This window comes from Candidatus Margulisiibacteriota bacterium (assembly GCA_003242895.1).
Lineage (GTDB): Bacteria > Margulisbacteria > Riflemargulisbacteria > GWF2-39-127 > GWF2-39-127 > GWF2-39-127.
This window is the reverse complement of sequence record QKMY01000064.1, coordinates 21,739-42,364: the sequence shown is the minus strand read 5'-3', so window position 1 is coordinate 42,364 and position 20,626 is coordinate 21,739. Positions and strand designations below refer to the sequence as shown.

Here is a 20,626-nt window from a genome sequence, read left to right as displayed (position 1 = left end):
TTGCAAAACAAGGTTGCAGCCTGGGAAAAATCTCAATCCAAACCGCCAACCAACTTCAAACTGCCAAAAGGTTATTTACCCACCGAAAGTATCTGCACCCCTGTCGATATTTGCACTTGCAGTATTTATTATTTACAATATAATTAATTATATGAACAGAAAAATATTACTCATTGATGACGTTGTTAGCATACTTACAGTATTTTCTTATAGTTTAAAACAAGCGGGATATGATGTCTATACTGCGGACAATTGCACTGACGGATACAAGTTAGTAACCGAAATACTTCCTGACTTAATAATAATTGACAACAAAATGCCAACTGGTATCAGCGGCTGGGAAACCACAAAAACCATCAAATCAAACCCTATAACAAGACACATCCCGATTGTAGGGTTTACCGCTTATACAGGCAAAAACGAAATAGCTAACGGAATGAGATCGGGTTTAGATGAAATAGTGCTCAAGCCAGTTTATATTGACGAGTTACTAACAGTAATCAGGAAATATGTTCGCTAACTCTCCCCAAAACACAATTTCCCCTCTATCTACTCAATATCTGGCATAGAAGTCCTCTTAAATTGTAAATTGTATAATTTACGGTAATTTCCCTCATCAATTTTCATTAATTCCTCATGAGTACCGATTTCGACAATCGATCCGTTATCAAATACAAAAATACGGTCCGCATTAACAATAGTTGACAACCTATGAGCAATAACGAATGAAGTTCTTCCTTCCATCAGCTTATACAATGCATCCTGAACCAGCCGTTCCGACTCAGTATCGAGTGCCGATGTCGCCTCATCAAGGATCAAGATCTTCGGATTTCTGAGGATAGCCCGGGCAATCGATATTCGCTGTTTCTGGCCTCCGGACAACCTCGCACCTCGCTCACCAACCCTTGTATAAAAACCATTTTTTAACTTTACGATGAATTCATAGGCATTAGCCTTTTTGGCAGCTTCAATAATTTCTTCCATTGTGGCATCTAATTTTCCGTAAGAAATGTTGTCCTTAATTGTGCCGCTAAAGAGCATTGCATCCTGAGGAACTATCGCGATCTGATTCCGAAGGGAAAATATCTGGCAATCTTTAATATTTATCCCGTCAACCAGCATACGGCCATCAGTGGGATCATAAAATCGCGGAATAAGGTTCGCAAAAGTAGTTTTTCCTGAGCCACTAGCGCCAACAAGTGCGACGATCTCTCCGGGAGTAACGGTTATATCTATATTCCGAAGCACATTCCCTTCAGATTTCTCATAATAAAAGTTAATATTCTCAAATCTCACTTCACCGTTAATGCTATCAAAGATGATCGGCTTACTGATTTCTTTAATACTGGGCTCTATATCAATAAGGGTAAAAACTCTTCGCGCCGACGCCATTGATCTCTGGGTCTGAGTATAAACACGGGATAAAGCCAAAATAGGATCTATTAACAAAAGTACGCCGATAAAAAAAGAGGCTAGTTCCGGACCGCTCATTTTTCCAATATAGATCTGATATCCCCCGAACCATATTACAAGAGATATGGCTGCGAATTGAAGCAGCTCAATAACCGGACTGCGTAATGCATCGATGCGAAGCCCTTTCATGGATATTTTAAAACTCTTTTCATTCTGCTTAGAAAACTTTTTAATTTCATGACCTTCCATGGTAAAAGACTGGACGATGAAAATAGCAGACAATGCTTCTTGGATGACAGAAAAAATATCCGCATTTTTTTTCTGGATCTTACCGGAGATTAATTTCAATTTATTTCCGAACCAATCAATAATATACATCAAAAAAGGAACAATAATTAACGTTCCTAGTGTCAATTGCCAGTTAAGGAAGGTGATATATCCAAGAACACCAATCAGCTTTATCAACTCTGGGAATACCGAAGTAAAATTAGACAGAATGGTACTCTGCACTTGATCAATATCGCCAAAAATACGAGAAAGAATGTCCCCGAGCTTCCATTTCTTAAAAAAATCCATTGATAACCGGTGAAGATGCTGGTACATATCCATCCGCATATCGATAATTATCCGCTGGGAAACATAAGACATAATATACGTCTGAAAAAATTTACATACAATACCAGAAAGACGAAGAATAATTGCATAAACTACGTATACGGAAAACAAGGCGAAATAATTATGCGTCGTACTACCGCTGCTTATTTTACTTAGTGTCTCAAAAATATCCCTTGAAAGAGGAACATTTAAAGCATTAGCAGCCCCATAAACAAGCGAGATTCCAAGAGATATCGCAACCCATCGGGTATGAGGTTTCATATACCTGATAAGTCTATAGTATAAGGTTTCTTTAAAAACACCTATTCTGATATCGATTTTTCTTTTAATATTTTCTAACGCCAACATGCTACCCTTTACTATTTCAGAATTTCACTAACAATTCTCTTAGCTGCACCAGGACTTCCCATTCTCTCGAAGGCATTATTTTTGCATTTGTTATAGAGTTGGGGTTTCTGTACCAGCTTCCACAATGTTTTAGCCTTCTGCCCGGCAGTGCCTTCGATGACTATCAAAGATTCACCTAACAATTTTCCTTGGTCTTCAATCCTTTTTTTACAAGTCTGCGGACCGCGGCCTTCCCACGTAAATACAGGTTTCCCGAATCCAGCTGCCTGCTCATTGGCAGTACCAGCCATACCAATAACAAAATTGCTCTGGGAGAGAACATCTCCAAACTTATCAGTAAAAATAAATCTTCGCGGGTTTAACACAGCGCCTTCGACTACCAACATCTCTTCAAGATCTTCTTTCTTGATAGTAGGTGCTACCGCAACCAGAAAACGGGCTTCGAGTTCGCTCTTGCGAATATGCTGGTATAAATAAACCAGCACATCCAGAATAGATTGGAAATTTTCATAAGCTTCTTTGCGAGAACCAGGCAATATCCCGATAGCTACCTCATCATCAGCGATATCAAAATTCACATTACTTTTAAGGATCGCATCCATCATGACATTACCAAAGAAATAAGTGTCCACACCATAGTTTTGAAAACTCTGGGCCGTAAGATTGTCTCGAGGAAAAACTTTGGTAGCAAACCGTTTGATCAGCTGCTTCTCTATGGGATAATGACGCTCAATATAATTAGACTTTGCAGTGGGGAGAAAATAGAGCCGGCACTTCTTCTTAGCAATAGCCCCCATCAATAAACAGAAAACATCGCCAATACATACAATCTTATCGAATTTATTTTTCTGCATTAATAAAATGGCCATCTGCCGGGCATGATGGATTAGCATACCAGCCATAATATCTCTTAAAATCACGGATTTTGAGGTTAAGAAACCTCCGCTTGGCATTTCTTTCGGTTTGCCAAGTATTGTAAGCTCCATACCTGCATATGATTTCCCAAGGCCCACCAGCGGCATTACGGAAATCTCAGCCTCTTCATACTGTTTTTTTATCTCTCTTGCAAGAATAGAACCAATTAAATCTTCACCATTTCCATTACTTATTATTAGTATTTTCAAAGATTTATCTCCCTATTAAGCAAATATTCTTTTAATCCATCTTTCCAATCCCGGATATATATGTCCAATGAATTTATTTTGCTTTTCGATAAAATCCCGCTCTTTGGCCTTGAAGCCGGTCGAGGATACTCATCCGTAGAACAAGGAGCAACAGATACCTGCTTATCTAAAAACGAAAAAATAGCACCGGCAAATTCATACCAGCTACAACTACCTTCATTGGTAACATGGTAGGTTCCATATTTCTCTGTCTTTATGAGCTTCTTTGATATTTCCACCAGGTCCTTCGTGTACGTCGGAGAACCCAACTGATCAGCAACCACTTTAAGAGATGGATTCTTATCAGCAGCAGCAACAATCGTTCTTACAAAATTCTTCCCGTTCTCGCCATACAACCAGGCCGTTCTTATAATAAAATATTTAGAACAAAACCGGCGGACATTCATTTCCCCCACTAACTTGGACTTACCGTAAATTGACAACGGGTTAGGAATATCATCCTCACAATATGCTGTTTTTTTTAAGCCGTCAAAAACATAGTCCGTTGAAAAGTGGACAAGGACCGCATCTATTTCGTTGCACACCTTTGCGATATTTCCAGGTCCTTCGCCATTGACAGCATAAGATTCATCTTTCATTATTTCACATTTATCCACATCAGTAAATGCGGCACAATTTATTACTATGTGCGGTTTTATCTCTAATAATAAAGATTTAATTGATTCCATATTTCGAATATCCATATCAGGATAATCAATACCGGTAATATGGTCGTCCTTGGAGTGATCAGAAAGGAACCGAGACCCGAGCATACCATTTGATCCGATAATTACTATTTTTACCATGATATATCCTTTATCCTTTATTATTAATTTTATTATTATTGACCATTTTCAAATACCGGTCTTTCCCTCTGCGCTTTTTATCATCAACCATTGCTTTAGTATCATCAGATATTTTTTCTATTTTCGAATCATTTACGTCAATATATCTTACCGGGAAGGACTTTTTTTTAAGTTCTGCTACCTTCATTATTTTAAAGATTACCTTTACAACCCCCTGCCCCCCATCGAGCCGGTACTGGTCTCCCGGCTGCACGGACTGGACATATTGCCTGCAATAACCACTCCTCAAAAAACTCAGGACTTCAGATCGCAAAACACCCTCGCCTTTACCATGAATTACCAGAAGTTCATCAACGCCTTTACTGTAAGATAGCGGGATAATCTGCTCAAGCCTAAAAAGGGCCTCAGCAACAGTATACCCATGCAAGTCAATTTCTTGTCTCTGAAGAGCCATTATTAAGTGGTTCTCCTTTGAAGATCATTCAAAGCGGTTACAGCTTTTCTTATTTTTTCGAGCACGCCACCGGCCCCCATAATACATTTCGCATCCTCAACTGACTTTCTAATTGCATTCTGGTCTTTTGCATACTGCAAAATAAAATTAGCCACATCTACCGGCACGAGCCTTCCGACTAACTCGGGAACAATTGTCTTTTTAGCTTTCATGCTGGGAATAGAAAAAAACTTAATCTTTTTTTCAAGAATAACAACAGCGGCTTTTTTTAAGTATTTACCAAGAAAAGGTATATTTCCTATTAAACCAAAAATTCCCTCTAATGGAATTTCTTCAGGATTATTAAGTGGGATAATAACACATAAGGGAATGCCGGCGATCGCTGCCTGGGCAGTATTGGTACCAGGAATAGTAACCAGCAGATCGGTATTACTAAAAATATCGACAGGGTTTCCCTTAAGAACGGTAAAAACAGAACGATCAAGCTGACTGTCCATCATCGCCGCTGCCTGATCATTAATAAATGGTGAAAGCCCGATAAATAATTGAAAGCCCTCATTAACCAGAAGCTTCCCGATATCATTATAGAAAGGAATAAGCAGCTTAAAGTGGTTCGGCCTGCTTCCGGCAAAAAAAGTAATTCTTTTCACGGTGCCGATAGGTGCTGCTGCGCTTTTGATGCTTTTAAAAGCATCGACCATTAAATCCCCATCATTTTCTCTCAAGAAAAAATAATCGAATTTATTGCGGAAATTTGTCTGTCCTTCCGTGTATGCAATTGACCGATAGCCTAACCGTTTTTTAAGGAGATACGCCCAGAGCAAATCTCCTCCCAGAAAAATAACAATCCCCCTTAACGCCATCGGGGTACTATCCGGAAGTTTTTTACTATTAAAAAGTTTCATAGTTTCTGCCGGTGTTAATACTGAGGATATTCCCTGGATGCTCTCAAGATACACCTTCTCATTACCACTTGCAAACCTACACGGAAGCAAGGCAACAATGATTCTCGCATTAATATATTGCCTAAGCTCTGCTACAACCGGCTCAACCCAAGAAACAATTTCACCCGGTCCATTTGTAGTTATCACAATATCTAACGTTACATTGTTAGTCATAAAGTAGCCTGTTTCAATGAACTCATATCCGAATCGTCAGAAAAATTCAGGTAACAATTCTTCACTCATAACAAGCAACCTTATGCTATCTTCGAATTAGTGCCTGCTAAAGTTATAATACTATACCATAATTGATATTTTTTTTTAAGCCGGACTTGTTAGGGGGGAAAAAGGCAAAGATAATAACTTCTAGGGGAGGTGTTTCAGCTGCTGCAACCTGTCACGCAGCTCTTGAAGAATGCGTTGCCGGAGCTCTTCTTTACTCCTGGTCTCTTCTCTGAGCAGTGAAGGTCGAAAGGGAGTACCAAAGCGGACAGATATTCGATGCATCCTGGGAATAATTCTTCCACGCGGAAGTGCCTCAAAAGTTCCTTCGATCCACACAGGAACAACCACTGCGTCTATTTCGCTAAGCAGGATACCTAGGCCCGGCCGCAGAGGCAAAAATTCTCCGGTCGGAGACCGCTCTCCTTCTGGAAACCAGACAAGTTTTTTGTCCTGCTTCAGGAGTAGCGATCCGTAAGCCAGACTTGAAGAAACACTCCTACCCGGTTGCACAGGGACAGTCTGTGACAAACGGGTAATCAATCTCATAAATGGGTCCCTAAGCATAATCCCTGCCCACCCTGCCCAGTAGACTGAGGATAACCGCCTATATTCCAAGGCAACGGCAACTGCCAGTGGATCAATATGACTGGGATGGTTCGGTGCAAAGACTATCGGGCCTTGTTCGGGGATATTCTCACGGCCAAACACACGAAGACGGAATACTACCTTAAGAGCAACGGCAACCAGCAGATAACCGAAGTAGCGCATAATCCGCTGAAATATGTTCAATGGGTACAGCCAACTCATTTGTTCCTGGGAAAGGTTTTCCTCCGGATGTTCGATAATCGATTCAAGGGATGAGGATATCTTTCCCTGCCCTCCGCGAGCGATCTCCTGCAAGAGCTCACGAACAGTCCAGGCCCGGGTAAGAGATTCTTCACTTAATTCTACACCGGTTTCCTGTTGAATATCGAACGTGAGGCTAATCCACATCAGGGAATCTACACTTAACCCCGAGCGAAGATCCGTATCAGGCGTTAACCACACATTACGGAACCGTCGCTCCAGCATGAACCAGGCTTTTTTTGCTGCCAGGTTGCGAAGAAGTTCACGGTCTTGCATTAACATCTGGTCTATCGGCATTGCACCTTTTTGGCGCGGTCCTTTTGCCTTCTGCTCAAGTGCGGACTCATATAGCTCCGGCAGGAGATGACGGCGTATCTTGCCTAATTGCGTCCGCGGAATAGCCGCTGTCAAAACGGCGTACTCTGCAAGATGCATATAAGATGGCACCTTCTGTGCCTGATGATGTAAAGCGCCGCTGATTGCTATGTTCATATTGCCATTGTATATTTTGTTAACTATTTCCTGGTCTGGCACAATTAACGCAACCAACCGGTCTGTATGCAGAAAAACGCCGATTTCCCTTATTACCGGATCGGCTGAATATACTTGCTCCACCGTTTCAGTCTGGACATTTTCTCCTCCGGGAAGGACAATCAGCGTAGAGCGGCGCCCCACGAGAAATAAGTAGTTATCCTTATCGAGATACCCGAGATCACCGGTTCTAAACCAACTGTCTTTAGTCAAGACGTCTTCAGTCTCTTTTCTCAAGTGATGGTATCCGGAGAAAACACCAGGTCCATGAGCTAAAACTTCTCCGGTTCCGGAAGGATGTTTTTGTCGCACTACTGATGTATCGATCCTAATTTTGGTCTCTGATACCGGTCGGCCGACACTTCCAATCTTATCTTCATTGGAAAATTTGATAGTTAGCAAAGGCGATGTTTCGGTTAACCCGTATCCGATAGCCAGATCCCATCCATACCCGTAAAGCCGTTTCTCTACCTCAGGATCGAGGGGTGCTCCGCCGCTGGTTAGTATCCTAAGAGAAGTTCCTATTTTTCGATGAAGCGGATAAAGAAAAATGCGGCCTGCATTCAAGCGGATCAATCGGCGCAACAACCGGTTTATTGCGGCAATTGAAAGCAGAAAAGTGGATTTAATATACCCCAATAAACCACGCTTGCCCTCAATGCCCTGAAGCATAGCCTGATACAACCTCGGAACGCCGATCATAACGCGTGCCCGTCCTTCTTTTATTGCACGGAGCAACTTAGGCCCGGTTAGCGATTCGGGCAAAATTAAAGTACATTCCAGTGCCAGCGGTGCAAGTATACCGGTAACAAAGGGATAAACATGGTGAACAGGTAAAGGCTGGAGAACACGAAAACCTTTTCTGACAATTCCGCTCCGTTCAATGGTCTGTAACTGAAAAATCAGATTGGCATGCGTTAGCGGCACCCCTTTAGGTTGTCCGGTTGTTCCGGAAGTATAAAAAAGTGCCGCCCTGTCATGAGCACTTACCCTGCTCGCCCTCCCGTCACTAGTACCGATCCGGACATCTTCCCAATAGAGTGTGTCAGGAATTGCTTCTGCAGTCCGTTCCAGCAGGATAATAACAGAAGTGGGCCGGACCTTTTTTATATTATCCACACCTGCAGCATCGGTCATTACAACTTCCGAGCCACTATCAAGGATAATATGTTCCAGTTCTTTTCCGCTAAGTTGAGAATCGATCGGAACGACAGTAGCTCCTGCACGGAATATACCCAGGCATCCGGCAATCCAATGAACACTGTTGCGACTGTAGAGGGACACACAAGAGTCTTTATTAACTCCCAAGCTCAAAAGTACCTGTGCTATATACTGTGCTTTTTTATCAAGTTCTCCGACAGTTACAGTATTCATGACCCCGTGCGTAAATGCTATGATCGCTTCTCCGCTTTGCCGGGCAAGTCGCTCAGCAAACTCTTGCAAGGAAGAAATATCTCCGGTTTTGTTGAGGGTTGTTTTCTGCATTATAAATAACCCTTTCTACTAAAAGGAAAAGTATTAAGATATCTTATGTTGCGGCGTATTATATGCTGTTTCCTTCCTTGATGTCCACCATAGACAGCAGCCAACCTCCTGCCATGAAAAACACTATAACTGAGGAAATACCAATCCGGTTGCTGTGCGTTAGGAGCGTAACCAAGCCGACAAACAACGGACCGATAATCGTTGCAAATTTCCCGATGACGTTGTAAAACCCAAAAAACTCTGTTGATTTATCAAATGGGATAAGACGTGAATACAGACTGCGACTGAGAGCATAGATACTACCCTGGAATAAGGCGATGAGAATTGCAAGAGCAAACAAGTGCCAAGATTTCTGAATGAAGTAGCCCAGAACTGAGATAAGTCCGTAGCCGGAAATAGTTACTAATACAGCGCCTTTGGCACCTATGCGAGCTACGACATACAAATAGAGTAAAGTTGCAGGAAAGGAAATAAATTGAACAAGCAATACCGCACTAACAAGAGCACCAGGAGAAAAGCCTAGAGCAACACCATAATCTACAGCCATTTTGCTAACAGTGTTGGCTCCATCGATATACAGCCAATATGCAAGCAGGAATACACCGACTGACTTATATTGTTTAATGGTGCCCAGCGTAGTGCGTACCTGCTTCCAGTCTCGAGAGAGTGAACTCGTGACGGAAGAGCGACTAGAAGGTGGTTCTTTGACGAACAACATAATCGGAATAGAAAACAGGGCCCACCATATTCCGACTATAAGGAATGATATCCGGATTGCTGTTTGACTATCCGTCACACCAAACCAATGCGGATACAGATAAAGCACAACAGAAAAGGCAAAAGCTATTCCTCCGCCGAGAAACCCTAAAGCCTCGCCAAATAAAGAAACAAAATCAATCTTTTTTTTAGAGGCAATAGTTAACAGTAATGAATCATAGAACAAATTAGCCCCCGAATACCCGAGTGAAGCCAGAACATAGAAAAAAACAGCCAATGCCCAGTTACCCATGCTTACAAAGTAGAGCGCAACGGTCATGATAATTCCTAAAAAAGCGAAAAAAGCTAAAAACTTTTTTTTGGCTGATCCCTTATCAGCAACTACCCCAAGGAAAGGTGCAAGCAATGCGAGAATGATACCAGCAATTGAATTGGCCAGGCCCAGATAAAAGGTACTCCTATCGAGAACTTCAGGCCCGGCCCAGTAAGTTTTGAAAAAAACGGGGAAAAAGCTCACAACAACCGAGGTAGGAAAAGCAGTACTACCCCAATCGTATAACGCCCAGGAAATAATTGGCATACGACTGTCTTTTATATTTGGGGCACCCTCGTCCGTCATACTGCTAAAAAACATAGGAACATTCTACAGCGCTGCCATCCCAGGATCCCCACCCTTGTCTAGGTCTCACAGAGTGCAATATTTTTAGATAAAAATTGCCTGTGAATTGGAATTTGGCAGTTAGAATTACTTTGCTTCTCGATTTTTCTGTATGTTTTTGGGATTCCAAAAATGCATAGCCATACTGCAGGTCAATAACAGGCATGAGCTGGTGTGTAAGCAAGGTCATCAGTCCCCAATAGGAATTAGAATTGTTGCCAGTCTTACCATCTTTGAAATACGTACTCACATACATTCCGGTAGTATCAATACTCATACCGGGAAGGATCGGTACCTGTATAAATGGCCTCACAATAAGCAAATTTGATTCTTGGTCTACACCCGGTTCTCGCTGCTCCTGCTCATCCAGGTAATCAAGAAGAAATCCACCGGTATACATGTCGGTTTTATTCTTCAAAAAAATTGTTACGTTATTTTCTTCATTACTTAATCGTTGCTGACCTGACGGTTCACTCCTGGCAACGAACTCTCCGGCTTTAAGTGAGGAATAATGAACTAAACCAATTAGGCCACGAGTCCTGTATAACCAGTTAAGAACATATTTGCGGGGATACTTTTTATAATAATTTTGAGATTCGGTCTTCTCATTATAAAGATAATCCAGGGTCCAGTACTGCGCTATAAAGTAATTATTAAAAAGCGAAAACCGTGCTGAATATCCGACATCAATAGAACTCTTGTCAAAGGTCGGCTCTCCGATAATGCCAAATCCCAGCGATGGCAGGATTCTATAACCGAATTCATAAATATTATGCAATTCTTGCTTTTCTAGCAGGCTCAATTCCGTATACCTGGCTGTCAGATAAAATGGCTCTGACACAGGAAGCGGTACAAAAAACTGTCTGTCTATAGCAAATTTGTTTCCGCTGATACTGGCAACCTGTACTCCGGCATAATTAAAACGCAGCGAATAATCGGCAACATAAGCTAACTCATTATCAATCGTGAATCCGGTATGAAATAACCGATTTAAATAATAAATTGTTCCATAGGAAGGGTCTTCCAGCGCATAAGCACACGTGGACAGCACAAAAAATGCCAACACTAGTATAATCTTACTTCGCAATCACGCACCTCGCTGACATGCGGATTATAGTACAAGGTGTCTATTTGCGAAATATTCACGTTTTGGTTATATATACAGTAAAACTATAACGATTATACCTTTTTGCAACTTTTCGCTAACCTTCTTCCTTGGCAATTCACCCCAGACAATTCTTTTCAAGGTACTTTTTTCAATTGGTTTCAACTAACAAAAGACATCTTTCACCATATCGAAATGTTTGAATGTCTATAATTATGGGAATCATTCTTATATAAGAAATGCAAATCAAGAAACAGGTGACTACCATGGCAAAAAAAATATACAAAGGAAACCCGTTATCTAGAAGAAGTATGGAACACCGGTTTGATTATCTGTTAAAAAGCGTATTGCATGAAATAGAAAACCAGGAGCTTTCGAAGCATTCTCCTGAATATAGCAATCTTGAACTTACCTCGAAACGAAATAAATCTATGTGACCGAGACCTCCTCGAACCTTAAAGTAGCAAGGGCGCAGTTTCTGCGCCCTTGCTATTTTATACCCAGAAAACGCTTTCTAAGAAACAACTCGCCAACAATACTTAACAACAATACCATTGCACATACTAAGATGAACAGATTGAAATGCTTATAATAATAGGTATTTCCAGTGTTTTTTTTGATCTTTGTGATCATATACCCTTTAGAATTATACGCAATCAACCGGTTAATTTTCCCTGAAGGCTGTATTATAGATGATATGCCGGTATTAGCGCAGAAAAGTACTTGTTTTCTCGATTCAACGGCTCTGAACGCAGTAGCATTCTGATGGATTTTAAGTGCAATGGTATCAAAAAACCAGCCATCATTGGTCACAACAACAGAAAATTCGCTCCCATTTTGGTGCTGCTGATAAAAAATTTCTGGAAATATTGATTCGAAACAAATAGAAACACCAAAACGCTCATGGTTAGAGGTAGAAAACAATTTGATCCCGTCACCGGGAGAAATATCTGCACCCATATATTGGAGAGTTTCGGGCAATAAATGGTCAATTAATTTTCGAAATGGCATATATTCCCCAAATGGAACAATCCGTTGCTTATCATAGCATTGAAGATTATTTCCACTCTGGTCCATAACAAACAGTGAATTATAGTATTTATCAGGAGTTCTTCGATTGGAACCAAAGAGCATATAACTTTTGGCTGGCAACAACTGAGCTAACTGCCGGTATAAAAGTTCATTTTGATTATACAGCCCGGGAATCAAGCTTTCTGGAAAAATGTAAAGGTCCGCATTAATCAGCCGCATAGTATTCATATCTTTATACAATTCCTGGAATATCTCGAATGAATACCGATAAGAAAGCTTTTTGTATTGGGCCACATTTGGCTGGAAAACCAGCGCTTGGGTAGAAGAACGGGTGATATCGTCAATATGCCTATCTCTGTGAAGGAATGTCATCCAGCTACTTAGAACGATTATAGCAGCAAGGAAATACCCACTGAACAAAATCTGGTTTTTCTTATGTGCCCCCCGCAACAAAACTATGCCCAGGATTAGTGAATTAACGAGAACAATAATGAATGAGAGAAGGTAAATACCGCCATATGCTGCAGATTGAGAGACGAGCCATTCCGCTTTTTGCGAATACGCCAGAGACCCTGCTGTCTGGCCAAAAGCGCCTTTCGATTGGAGCCATTCGAATAACACCCACACAAGCGGAGGAGCGAACACTTTCATCCATAGAGAATTGCAAATCTTGTAGAGAAAAATTCCCATAACAGAAAAAAGCAGCGTCAGATATAAAAAAGTCCCCAGCCACCCTGCATAGCCGAGCGGACCTACCCATTTAGAGACGATCGTAATCCAATAAAACAATGTTCCGTAGAAAATACTGCCAAATGTAAAACTGAGGAAAAAAGCCTTTTTAATTGTAGGCATTCTGAATAAGATAAAAAAATATGGAACAAGTGCTCCCCACGCAAGAAACGCCATATTGTAATTATAAAATGACCTCCCTAATAAAAAGGCAGATACTATTATTATAAATACTTGTCCGGCAGCCATCATCGTACAATAACATTCCAATCCACAATATCCAGCCCGGAAATAGTCAAGGCATCATTTTGAGAGTACTCATCATCAACACCGGAGACACTGTTCCCCTGCTCGTTTGAAATATAACTGATGCTGTTCATCCAATCCGCGAGAAGGAAATCTCCCGTCCCAGTCACAATAAAAAAACGGATATTCTCACCTCTGGCATAAGGATGTGATAATTGATCAATTCTCACCGTAAAAGAAAGCCTGACATTACCGTTATTGTTATCAATACTGCCAATGGTTGAGGTTTGAATATTCGTGGTTATTGTTCCATCTGCCGGAAACGGGCCCTCATTAAGCTTCACTTCAGAGCCGTCAACCTCGATATAATCAAACCAGTTCTGATAGTAATGCTGAAAATAATAGGCTATCGGGTCCAATCCAAGTTCATCGCTAAGATAAAAGTCATTTAATCTATCGCGAAAATCCAGGTTATTATTATGAGGAGCATCAAAGAAAGGATATGGGCTATCAATACCATCTTTATCCGGGATTACGCTACCCAGAGTCGCCTCAGGTTGAGGGAAAATCACATAATAATTCGCAGTAGTCGTAGTAATTGGTCCGTTATAGTTAATAGTAAAAAACAGCTCGGACCCTGAATCAAATTTATCGGTCATAGTTCTTGCACACCCTTGCGTCACAACTACCAGCATGAATAGCATGAATAAGAGACCAGCTTTCAATATAATTATATTTCTCAACATTTCTTTAATCCCTTCTTTTAACCCGACATAGAAGCATATTTGATAAATATACCGCGCACTACCTTTGTTCCATAGACTTATCAAGACCTTGGATCTGCCATTTTTCAACCTTGTTCACCTTTGACTTCGTAAAGCCAACAGGGTCAGCTTCAAAGGCTTTCACCTTAAAAGTAAACTTATGTTCCTCATTTTGTCTTTGATAATCATACATATACTGCAGGCAGTCAAGCTCCCACATCACGGAGTAGCTGTTCGTCTTCCACTGTTTATTCGGAGCATCCCAGATTGTATTCCAGGTAAACTTCCAGTACTCCGATTCGCCGACCTGATGTACATATCCAAGCTCTGTCGAAGCTGACAGCAAGTTCTTTCGGGCGGGAAGATTAAGATCATGCCGAAAGCTCTGTTTTAAGTATAATTCCTTTGAAATATTCCATAACACATTAGTTATCAGCGGTTGCTGGCTCCAGAATTTCTGGGACCGCTTTCTCTCGATTGCAAAATAAGTATCCATATCGATAGTCAGCGTATTTAATGGTTTAAGCGTAAGCACTGTATGCACATCAACCGGATTCTTGTTAATAAAATTGTGATTCCAGGAAAACATCCAATTAAGCATCTTCCATTGAGGTTGCACAGGTGTGAGCTCAGAATACCTGGCAGGCAGTTCCTCTTTGGGAGACATAAGGTAAAATGTTAACGCCTGGCTCCGGGAAAAACTCTTCTGATGGGCTTGCGCATCAAAAAAGAATGGAGAGTTGGAATGCTCCGTCTTATCAAACATATCTATTCCCGGATAGTTTTTATTGAAGGTTAAAGAATAGTTGATACAATTAAACCAATTATTGTCCACACCAAAGGTATCAGACCGGTAATTGGACTGATCACCGGTACCGTAGAAATTCTGTTCCAGGTTTGACCGGAAAAAAAAGGTAGACCCAAGTTGTTCTATAGGAATACTCCGTGAAAGTGCCAGTTTTATACTATATTTATTCGTATCCATTTTGTAATCGGAGGTTCTAAGCTTTCTTCTCTCAATATAGTGCCCGAACAAAAAGCTATTCTGCACTTGAAAAATGTTAATCCAGCCGTTGCCCACCGGATTAGGCACATCAAGTGTCGCATTCTTAAGTGCGACATTCACAACCGGCAAACTTTTAACATTATATTTGTCATAATAATCGGAGGTAACCGTTTCCCCATCCATATCATCTACCCAGTTATAGTTTATATCCACACTATTAACCGGCGACCGGCTATCAAACCCTAATTTCGTCGTATAATTATGTTTTAAAGATTTATCAAATAAACTATTATTTGCACGGGACTGGATTAATTCGGGTGACAAACTGAGGGAAACCATTGTGAGTGGAGAATTCGAAAAATAAAAACTCTTATTATAGCGTTCACTTATCGTGGATCGATTTACCTTCCGGTCCTGTTCATCGATGGTATGGTATAAGCTTTGGCTACCGCCAAGAAACTCATTATTAAAGGAATATTTCCTTGAAATACTTTCATGGTACTTATCCCAATTCTTGCTCTCGTCATAGCCAAACTCATTTATATTAATCGCAATGTTATTCCTGAAATATGCGTTAGTCCTTTTATCGTAGAAATGGTCGAAAGAAAATCCATATTTTTCTTTATCTTTAGCGTATTTTATTGAAAAGTTCATCTTTTTCTGTTCTTTTTTTGAGTAATCGTTGCTATTTCGATCATAATTCTGGAAATAATAGCCGGCATTGGTAGTGAGATAAGGACTCAGCTTCGTATCATACTTCACGTCTGTATAGAACTTGCTTTCTCCTTTTAAGACTCCCGAAGTATCTATTATTCCGAATAGCTTTGCACTAAGATTAGTTGAATCATTAATACTCCAGCGCTGGTCAACACCAACACCATAACCTACTTTCTCATACCAGTCCAAAAGCACTAAGCTGCGATTACTCTTGTTCCAGAAATAGTCCCAGGTTGTTTGAACAAACCACCCGTTTTTCTCATCTTGTCCAATAACGGGATAAGAAAGAATTGGGTTCTGGTACCCAAGCCTATAGAACCAATAGGGTGAATACATGACCGGGACCGGACCGACAGAAAAAACAAGATCGTGTGCTTCTATCCTGCTTTTTGGATAGTACTCAAAGCTATTAGCATGAACACGATAATGTGACCCAGGATATTTGCAGGTCGTAAAATCCCCGCTCTCTCCCCAGTTTTTCTCCGGGTGCCGATGCAAGGTATCGGCCTTAAAAGTAACGATACCGCCGACATCTTTAGACCTGAGCTTTGCTTCGATATTATTAGCAATTGAGTACTCGTCATCAGCAAAGAGAACGAATTTATTCGAGCTGAAAGTATTGCCCTCCATCGTCCCATTGACGTGTCCATCAAAAATAAAGTGGTTTCCTGAAGGGTCAATAGACAAGGAATCAGAAGATATCAGAAAAATAGGGCTGCTTACTTCCACATTGCCGGAAGCATTCATAAGTGTACTGTTTTTGTCATATCGAAGATAATCAGCTTTAACAGCAATCTTTTCTTCGCTGGCACAGATCTGAGAAACTGATAAAAACAACAAAAAAAATAGAAGAATAAATTTTATATATGATTGGAACATAGTATAATTCTTTAGCGTTCTTTATTTTATAGGGAGCTACTGCAAAGTAAACACAGCAATATAACTCCTATGAATTCGTCATCCAGGCAATATATGGACGAGTAGCGCTCTTAGTTTCAGGAAAAGGCAGGAATAAATTTCTGCTTCCACAATATTATAATATCAACATATAGCGCATAAAAAACAGTATTATCTGCAATAAAACATTTGGTTAGCAATACGCCGGTAAAATAGCAACTTATATTACTTAATATCTATAAGCTCTTCTTCCAATTTGAAAGAAGATTTTTTGAATAGAAGCCGTTTACGCGCTAACTCAGGAAGGGTACATTCCGAATAGGCTTGTTCCCAGTATTCAAGCGCTTTATCAACCTCATTAAAATGATAACAAATATCGCCCAAATTTAGCAAAGCATTACTCAACTTGGGATCAAGCGCAATGGCCTTATTATATAACTCTCGTGCACTTTCCATTTCGCCTGACATGTAGTGCATCAATCCCATATTTGCATAAATAATTGCCATATCAGGATTATCTTCCAATGCTTTCTCGAAAAACTTTTTGGCCTCTTCATTATTTTGTTTCTCAAGATAGAGGAGCCCAAGATTATTATAAATAATGGTTAAGCTCTGGTCTAACTGCATCGCTAACAGAAACTCTTCTTCAGCCGCTTTAATCCTTCCCTTCAAAAAATGGTTAACCCCTTCATCATTATGTGACTGAGAAAAAGAGATATCCATAACCATTCCGGCACGCTTGTCTTTTTTTACCAGATTTCTTTGCGCTTTGTTTGGTGCCCATACCACTATCATTTCTGAATTTTCATATTCTCGCTTTATCCCGAGAAGCGCTTTTCCGGCAGTGTTTGCCCAACTCATGGAATTAATCTCTTTGATCCGGGTTTTAACAGAACTAAAAGAAATATCATTCTCAAGTATTCTCTCGTATTTTTCTGTGGCGCTCTTTAAGTCTCCCATTGATTCATAGGCTAGCCCGATCTGGTATTTAATTGCATTCATTGCAGCATAATTATTAGCTTCTTTCTCATATTCAAATGCCCGGCTCAGTTGATTGATCGCCAGATCAAACCGGCCACGGGCCTTAAAGCACAATCCAAGATAATAATATGACAAACCGGCATATTTAGATTCACGGGCAGAAATTTGGAAGGCCTTAATTGAGTCTTCAAGTTTATTTGTTAAATAATATTTCTGACCGAGATAATAATTATATAAATGGGGGCTACTTTGCTCAAGTATCTTCTCTTGATCAAACTTCGCAGAAACAATTTTCTCTGCATATGCATTGCAGAAATCATGCAAATCTTTTTCTTTTTCATTAAACTCGATAATAGCATAGAGATACTTTTTACAATCTTCATATTTCTCCAAATGGTAACATACTTGGACCAACAACTTATAATTCTCTACTTGAATATGATCAGAATTACCATTACTGATAAGGAAAAGGCATTCGTCATATGCTTTCTTATATTCATTCCTTACATAATAACATTTTGCAAGCAGGAGATGCGCTCCCGGATACTGTTCGTTTTCTTTTAAGAGCGATCGGCATTTAGTCATCACGAAGCCGGCATCCTGACCATTGTATTCAATTAATTTGCTGAACTCTTCTACAGCTTCATCGATTCTCCTGACAGACAGAAAGGCTTCTCCAAGATACTGCCGTGCGAGTACTTGCTCCGGACATTGTTCCAAAACCCGTTGATACCCCATAATAGCCTCTTCGATATAACGGGAATTATCCTTCATTAGCTTTGTAAAACACATGACAGATTCAGAATAAAGATGTTTTTTAAGATACATGTACGCTAAAGAGACCACGGCGGGAATAAAATCAGGATAAGCAGAGAGGATCTTCTTAATTTTTTTGATAGTCTCATCACACAGTTCAGGTTTTATTACGCAGGTCTGTTCAAGCATTTTCAGAGATAATTCAGGCTTCATCTCTGCAAGATAGGTCTCGGCAAGGGCCTCCATGATAAAAATATTATCCGGGACGTATTGCAAGAGCTCTTCCAATTTCTGAACGACTTCGTCAAGACAAGCCTTATCATTTTTAAAAAGGAAGAGATAGGTTTCCGTTGCCTTATTATATTCTTTATTTTTTGTATACAATTCTGCTAATATTTTTATGACTTTAGGACTCTGTTCTTTTTTATCGAGCATTTTAGAATAAATGTGAATTGCTTTTTGATAATCTTTCGTCTGGACATAACTGGACACGAGCCCATCTATTATTTCGTCTTCATCAACATGATTGTAAGCTTTTTCAAATAGTCTAACTACATCCTTTATATCTTTTCGCTGAAGTATTCTCGCCAATAATAAATATGCCTGGATATTTGAAGGATCGAGTTCAATAACCTCCTCTAGCTCATATCTCGCCTCATTCCAATCCTCAATAAAAAACGAAATATCAACAAGAGACATCTTTAAGGATACATTTTCAAGATCTTTGACGAGTAATCGTTCATATGACTGTAAAACAAGAGGAATTTTCTGTGGGCTTGAAGAAATTATTTTCTTATATTTCTCCTGTGCTGGAATATAGTCTTTCTTAACAAGGTCTTTATCTGCCAATTCCTTTAAGTGATCATTCTCATTTTTATACTTATTTTCATTTACCGTTAAATGATTATATTTGTTTTTACTTTTCTTATTAGAAATATACAGGTTCATAATTGCCAGGTAGATCCCCCCCCCTCATAAGCTAAATGTCCACTCCCTGCGAAGGGAAGCCAGCGAAAATACCGTTAAGGTCCTATCGGCTCAAAAGCCAAGCTTATCTGCTATATGCTTTATAAAATATCGCACCTAACCCTAGTGTACTAAACAATAAGTTAGGCGTCCAGGCTCCCAGGAACAAGGGAACTTCTCCCGCCCGGCCAAGTGAACGGAAGGTTGCCATCAGAAAGAAATAAAACCCCACAGCCAGCAAAGCAATGAGTACGGAAAAGATCACGCCCCACCAATCTTTGCTCGAAGATACAAACAGAATACAAAGCGACATTCCAATAATTGCAAAAGAAAGACTCGCGGCAGGAATTGATTTTTTCATACTTAATTCTATTTTCAATGAATTAGTATTAATCCCACCTTTATCCAGAGTTCCAATCTGCTGCCTCAACTCGTCGCTTCCCATCTCTTTTGGGGTTTTCTGTTCGGTAAAAAACGATTCCACATCCCTATCAACATGGATTTCCATTTCTGCAAAATCAGCCTCATATTTGATAACGCCATCATCACCATATTTATGAACTTTCCCATTGATCAGTTTCCAGGTCTTCATATTCCATCGGGCTTCTTGAGCCGTAATAACACGGGGATATGAAGATAAAAGCTCATAAATAAGAATGTTAAGCATCCGGTTATTTTTGGAATCAATTTTCTTAACATAAAAATACCGGTCACCTGATTCTCTGAAAAATATATTTTCAGCAACATCCGGCGGCGGTGTTTTCAGTACTGCTTTTCTGATGAGATTATTTGAAACATGATTTGTCCAGGGCACCAGCTTTTCGTTAATCGCAAATGAGAGAAAACTAAAAAATACTGCCATTACGATAAACGGCAGTATAATTCGGAGAACATTCACCCCACTGGCACGCAAAACTGTAATTTCGTTATCTTTCGCCATACGTATAAGTGTAAGCATAACAGAAAATAACGTAGCCATCGGGAAAAATAGCACCATTATCGCCGGGATTTTATAAATCAACAGGCGTAATACTACAAGAAATGGCACCCCATTATTAATAAAAAGATCAATCAATGTAAAAAGAATGTCCACAATGCCGATCATTACAAAACCACAGACAGCAAAAAAGAACGGACCAGATATCTCTTTAATTATATAACGGTCTAGTATTGGAACTGATGTTCTAACCATAGTTTTTTATAAAAATAACCCGATCAGCGCTAT

Annotated in this window: 14 protein-coding genes; 1 reads left to right on the top strand and 13 read right to left on the bottom strand. The window is 40.1% G+C overall.

Annotated features, from left to right (window positions below; translation table 11 throughout):
* Positions 1-13 precede the first annotated feature (13 nt).
* Positions 14-520, top strand: a complete 507-nt coding sequence (locus DKM50_12525; GenBank protein PZM78167.1) for a hypothetical protein — start codon at positions 14-16, stop codon at positions 518-520.
* A gap of 29 nt (positions 521-549) precedes the next feature.
* Here DKM50_12525 and DKM50_12520 read toward each other — a convergent pair whose 3' ends face one another.
* The 13 genes from DKM50_12520 to DKM50_12460 form a co-directional block, all read right to left on the bottom strand.
* The gene (locus tag DKM50_12520) at positions 550-2,376 is read right to left on the bottom strand and encodes an ABC transporter ATP-binding protein (GenBank protein PZM78166.1); all 1,827 of its coding nucleotides are present in this window, start codon (positions 2,374-2,376) and stop codon (positions 550-552) included.
* An 11-nt stretch (positions 2,377-2,387) separates the two neighbouring features.
* Positions 2,388-3,500, bottom strand: coding sequence for a hypothetical protein (locus DKM50_12515; GenBank protein PZM78165.1), 1,113 nt, complete (start codon positions 3,498-3,500; stop codon positions 2,388-2,390).
* On the bottom strand, positions 3,497-4,345 hold the full coding sequence (rfbD, locus tag DKM50_12510; protein ID PZM78164.1) for a dTDP-4-dehydrorhamnose reductase: 849 nt from the start codon (positions 4,343-4,345) through the stop codon (positions 3,497-3,499). Before rfbD ends, DKM50_12515 begins: the two co-directional genes overlap by 4 nt.
* A gap of 10 nt (positions 4,346-4,355) precedes the next feature.
* Positions 4,356-4,799, bottom strand: coding sequence for a hypothetical protein (locus tag DKM50_12505; GenBank protein ID PZM78163.1), 444 nt, complete (start codon positions 4,797-4,799; stop codon positions 4,356-4,358).
* A 2-nt stretch (positions 4,800-4,801) separates the two neighbouring features.
* Positions 4,802-5,917 (bottom strand): hypothetical protein, encoded by a 1,116-nt coding sequence (locus DKM50_12500; protein ID PZM78162.1) that lies wholly within the window; start codon positions 5,915-5,917, stop codon positions 4,802-4,804.
* 189 nt (positions 5,918-6,106) lie between these two features.
* The gene (locus DKM50_12495) at positions 6,107-8,827 is read right to left on the bottom strand and encodes a hypothetical protein (protein ID PZM78161.1); all 2,721 of its coding nucleotides are present in this window, start codon (positions 8,825-8,827) and stop codon (positions 6,107-6,109) included.
* A 58-nt stretch (positions 8,828-8,885) separates the two neighbouring features.
* Entirely contained in the window at positions 8,886-10,139 is a 1,254-nt protein-coding gene (locus tag DKM50_12490) for an MFS transporter (protein PZM78168.1), read from the bottom strand.
* 28 nt (positions 10,140-10,167) lie between these two features.
* The gene (locus DKM50_12485) at positions 10,168-11,289 is read right to left on the bottom strand and encodes a hypothetical protein (protein PZM78160.1); all 1,122 of its coding nucleotides are present in this window, start codon (positions 11,287-11,289) and stop codon (positions 10,168-10,170) included.
* Positions 11,290-11,796: 507 nt separating this feature from the next.
* Positions 11,797-13,320 (bottom strand): apolipoprotein N-acyltransferase, encoded by a 1,524-nt coding sequence (lnt, locus tag DKM50_12480; GenBank protein PZM78159.1) that lies wholly within the window; start codon positions 13,318-13,320, stop codon positions 11,797-11,799.
* The gene (locus DKM50_12475) at positions 13,317-14,168 is read right to left on the bottom strand and encodes a hypothetical protein (GenBank protein PZM78158.1); all 852 of its coding nucleotides are present in this window, start codon (positions 14,166-14,168) and stop codon (positions 13,317-13,319) included. The genes lnt and DKM50_12475 overlap by 4 nt, the downstream gene beginning before the upstream one ends.
* Complete coding sequence (locus tag DKM50_12470) at positions 14,119-16,680, bottom strand: hypothetical protein (protein PZM78157.1); 2,562 nt, start codon at positions 16,678-16,680, stop codon at positions 14,119-14,121. The genes DKM50_12475 and DKM50_12470 overlap by 50 nt, the downstream gene beginning before the upstream one ends.
* Positions 16,681-16,923: 243 nt before the next feature.
* Positions 16,924-19,383 carry a hypothetical protein gene (locus DKM50_12465; protein PZM78156.1) on the bottom strand — a complete coding sequence of 820 codons (2,460 nt, stop codon included), beginning with the start codon at positions 19,381-19,383 and terminating at the stop codon, positions 16,924-16,926.
* 103 nt (positions 19,384-19,486) lie between these two features.
* Positions 19,487-20,593 (bottom strand): hypothetical protein, encoded by a 1,107-nt coding sequence (locus DKM50_12460; GenBank protein ID PZM78155.1) that lies wholly within the window; start codon positions 20,591-20,593, stop codon positions 19,487-19,489.
* Positions 20,594-20,626 lie beyond the last annotated feature (33 nt).